3 protein-coding genes are annotated in these 4,830 nt (G+C 32.3%); all 3 read left to right on the forward strand.

The window, feature by feature from the left end:
• The coding region (locus FZ945_RS09625) for a hemagglutinin repeat-containing protein (RefSeq protein WP_187424198.1) at positions 1-4,315 on the forward strand (4,315 nt) is incomplete at its 5' end.
• Complete coding sequence (locus FZ945_RS09630) at positions 4,288-4,530, forward strand: polymorphic toxin type 30 domain-containing protein (protein ID WP_148804153.1); 243 nt, start codon at positions 4,288-4,290, stop codon at positions 4,528-4,530. The genes FZ945_RS09625 and FZ945_RS09630, both read left to right, overlap by 28 nt.
• A 1-nt stretch (position 4,531) precedes the next feature.
• Positions 4,532-4,830 (forward strand): hypothetical protein (locus tag FZ945_RS09635; RefSeq protein WP_148804155.1); only part of this gene is annotated, 299 nt, incomplete at its 3' end.

The following is a 4,830-nucleotide window of genomic DNA, read 5'->3' on the forward strand; positions in this document are numbered from 1 at the left end:
ATTTAATAGCCCAATAATAAAAAACCTAAATAGAAGGGTAAAAAACCAAGGATACTACTACAGCCTTGATAGCATAAACTCTGCTTATATAGCAAATATTCTTGATGGCTTATATGAAGCAAGAAATGAGAGCATAAGTAAATTTAAAAAAGAGGCCAAAGATAAAAACGTAAAAGCCTCAGCTCTAGTAATGGCAAATAATATAGACCTAGACGCCAAAGGCAACATAAGCCTAGCTGGCAGCGTAGTGGCTGATAATGTAAACCTAAACTCACAAAATTTAAACCTAAATCACCTAGAGCTAAACTCTAAAGATCTAAATTTAAAAGCAGACGCAGCAAATATCAACTCAAGTGAAATTTCAGCCAAAAATATAAATGTAAATGCCAATAATATAAGCTTAGACAAAGAGTCATCTCAGTTTAGTAAGGCTTCAAATTTAAAAGCAGACGAGAGCCTTAGCCTAAACGCTAAAGAAAATTTAAACATCACTGGCGGAGGCTTAGAGGCTGACAAGATAAATTTAAACGCAGATAATGTAAATATAAACGCCAAAGAGTTTGCCTACAGCCATAGCGCAAAAGAAAAGGGCATAAGCTTTAAACAAAGCATCCAAACATTAAATAGTGCAAACCTAGACGCAAAAGATATAAATTTAAACTCTAAGTCAAATACCAACATCAGCTCAAGCAATCTAAGAGCCACTAATAAGCTAAATGTAGAAGCTGGAAATGATATATATGTAGTGGGTGCTAATACAAACGAGAGTACAGAAACTAAAGAGAAGTCAAAGGGCTTTTTCTCTAAAAAAGAGTCTCAACTAATGGCTATAAATCAAAAGGTCATTAGCTCAAATTTAAACGCAGGCGATATCAGCCTAAAAGCTGGGGGTAATGCAATAGTAACTGGCTCAAATTTAAGTGCTAAAAATGATATAAACATAGATGCGAATAATATAAGTATAAATCCTAGCGCATATGAGAGCTTAGAGTATTCTCAAACTAATAAAAGAGGCTTTGGCGGACTTAAAAGATCTATTGATATGCACTATTTATCAAATTTGAACCTAATCTCTTCATCGCTACTAACAAATAGTGGCAAGATAAATTTAAATGCAAATAAAGATATATCTATCATCTCTTCAAATATAAACTCAGCATCTACTATAAATTTAAATGCTTTAAATACCGTCTCTATACTAGCAGCTAAAGAGCAAAGCAAAGAGATGGCCTTGCATAAAAGCTCCACTTTTAATCCTCTTGGAATTTTAACCTATGTGGCTACTCTTGGAACCAGTGGTGGCAAGATATATAGTGCAAAACATAACGAACAAGGCACACTTGATGGCATATCAAAGCTTTCAAATATATCAGCTAAAGATAACATAAACTTAAACACATCTGATGCGACAATCACAGCAAATTTAAGCTCAGATAAAAATATAGAGATAAAAGCAAACCAAACCACCATCCTAAACGCTACTAATACCCATGAAAGCTACAGCATATCTAAAAGCAAGAGTATAAGCATAGCTAGATTGCAAGATATATTAAAAGATATTAAACCAAAAAGCCTAAGTGAGCTTAAAAAAGATACTAGCATAAAGCTAAGAGTAGCAGACGCTAAATATAAAGAAGCTACTAATAACACCTCTTCTTTAAATTCCATTAGTTCTACACTAAATGCCAATAATATCAATATAGATACTAACTATGATATAAGTATAAAAGGCTCAAACCTAAACGCAAAAGAAGATATTAGCTTAATTAGTAAAAATGGCAACATCTACATCTCAAATAGCACAGATACAATCGATTCCACCTCCACTTTAAAAGAGGCACAGGCTGCACTATCCATCACTGCACAAAACGAATATGCACAGATCGCTCCAGCCACTATAGCCCTACAAGAAGCCGTCAAACAACTAAATAGTGTAAAAAAAGAATACGAACAATATAAGAATGAAAAATCAAATTTACAAACCAAACTAAATGAACTAAAGCAAAGATATAAAAACAAAGAAGTAGGCATCAATGCTTCTGACATAGAAGATCTAAGTGATATATTAGATAATATAAAAGATGAAGAGAGATACTACATAACAAACGTAGCACTAGCTACTACAAACGTAGCCTCTAAAACAACAGCTCTAATATCTCAAATAGCAGCAGCTGCAAGTAGCTCTGGTACCTATGGGTTTAGCCTAGGAGTAGCGGCTGATATTAGCGGTAGCGATACAAAAAGTAGTAGCAAGCAAATAACTTCCGTCGCTTCAAACCTATTAGCTAATAACATAAATCTCTCGACTAATACTCATAAAGATACTAGCACGAACATAACCGGTTCAAATTTGAAAGCAAATAACGATATAGATATAAACACTAAAGATCTAAATATAAACTCTAGCCAAGATAGATTTGAATCAGATGAAAATAGTAAGGCTCTTAGTGGAAGTGCTAAATTTACTATGTATGGAGGAGGAGGTGGAAGCTTAGGTCTAGATCACTCACAATCAAACAGCTATAGTAAAAGCATCACTAATAATAACTCAAAGCTAATATCTAATAAAGATATAAACATAAACACAACTAATGACGCAACCATAAAGGGGGCAAATTTAAGAGCCGATGGAACACTAAATTTAAAAGTAGGAAACAATCTAAGCTTAGAGAGCTTAAGAGATAGATATACCTCTAATCAAAAAGACTTTAGTATATCAGCAGGAGTTGGCTTTAGTGGTAATACTATAGCCAAGAGTAATGGTATAACTACAACAGGATTATTTGATAAAAATCATTTCGTAGATATTAACACCATAGATAAATCTAGCACCAATGCAAATTTCTCTAGATCAAGATCAAATACAATAACTAAACAAACTATTCTCTCATCTATAACAGCTAATGAGCTAAACGTAGAGGTAGGTAAAAACACCCACCTAAAAGGCTCACTACTAGCAGCAGGAGAGTATGATAAAGATAATACCTTTATAGATAACCACAACCTAAATTTAAAGACAAATACCCTAAGCTATGAGAACCTATCAAATACAAGCTATAACAAAGGAACAAACTTTAGTATAGGTGCTAACTATATATTAGAAGATAAAAACAATAAATATAGCAAATCAAATAACAATCAAGAAGATAAATTTACAGGTCTTAAATCAATAGATCTATCTAACCATAGAAATCTAAGCTACACACTATCTAAAAACATGGCTACATTAGGTAGTGGCAACATAGAGATAGCAGATAAAGATAACTCTGATGATCTAACAAGACTAAATAGAGATACAACCAAACTAACAAAAGATCTAGTAAATACTAGCATAAGCTCAAATGTAGATGCTAGTATGGATTTAAGAGTGCTAACAGCTGATGGAAGAGAGCAGATAAAGAGTGAGATAAAATATGTCATTAACAAGCTAGATGACTTTAATAGGTTTGTAAAAGACAAAATTTCAGATGAACTTACAAGTGAGCAAAAAGAACAAATAGAGCAAGTAGGCTTAAAAAATTCTATTCTACAAGCCTTAAAAAAAGAAGGAGTAAGCGACGAAAAGATAAATTTATTGCTTAATGATGAGAATGTTAGAAGATTAATATCGGATTATGAGAATATAAATAATGCTAATACTCTTAAATCAAATAATGACATTATTTTAAAAGGTATTGAAGTTATTGCACAAAAGGATTTTCAAGATTATTTAGTAGATGGCGCTGAGGCAATAAACTCTATGGTTAAAATCGTAGGCGAGGGAAAAGCAGCAACTGCTATTCTAATAACACAATTTGCAACACAAGGCATAGTTAAAACCTCTGTGTCAATGCTAATGGAAGAAGGAAAAGATACCTTATTTGGTGGAGTAAAAGACAAAATAAGCAACTATATATCAAAAGACTTATTTGAAGTAAATGATAAAGGGTGGCAAGATAAACAAAAGCAAGCTATCTATTCACTATCTGATGTTTCAGCTGATTTTAGTATCGATTTAGCAATCTCAGGACCATTTGCTCTTATGAAAGGAGCTAAGAATTTAGGTAAAGCAAATAAGAAATTTGATGAGAGCTTAAAAGAAAATAATGTAAATAGTGATACTATTGCAAATTCTAATGCTGATTTAAAGAGTAACGATAATACAATGATTGTAACCTCAAAAAAAAAGGGGGGGGTCATTGTATCATCTAACACGTTGGCCAAACAAGGAAGTTCAAATTTGGTTGGAGAATTTACAAAACTAGAGGAAGTAACAGTAGATGAAATTATTTCAAGAGTTTCAAAGGGTTGGAAAGTGTTGGTACAAAAAATGTAAATGGTATAAGATTTATTGATGAGGCTGGTATTGAAAGAATTAGATTTCACGCACCTTATCCAAAAGCCCCAATTGGAACAAATTCAAATTCTGGTTGGATATTAAGAATACAAGATAAAAATAAAAATTACTTAGATAATTTTGGAAATATTGGTGGCTATGAGGCCAATGAGACGCACATATCAATTTATGGAAATCCTATTTTGGAGAAATAAAATGCTAGTAGAAAAGGGATATTTTTTATTAAATTTATGTAGAATGGCTTCTTTGTGGCATCAAGATAAGTATTTGGTTGATCCAACTACGGATAAATATGAAACAGTAGAAGACCTGGTGCAAGATATATATAACGCTTGCGAATATGCGTTATATCCTAGAAATAAAATATATTTTTCAAAGCGAGAGCTAGAAATCATAAGTCACTTCAAATCATTTATGGATAAGAATTTTGGAATAGATTTTTGGAATGAAATAGAAAAAATAGATAATAAAACTTTGGTTTATTCAAATAAAAC

The organism is Campylobacter concisus (assembly GCF_902460535.1).
GTDB lineage: Bacteria > Campylobacterota > Campylobacteria > Campylobacterales > Campylobacteraceae > Campylobacter_A > Campylobacter_A concisus_AS.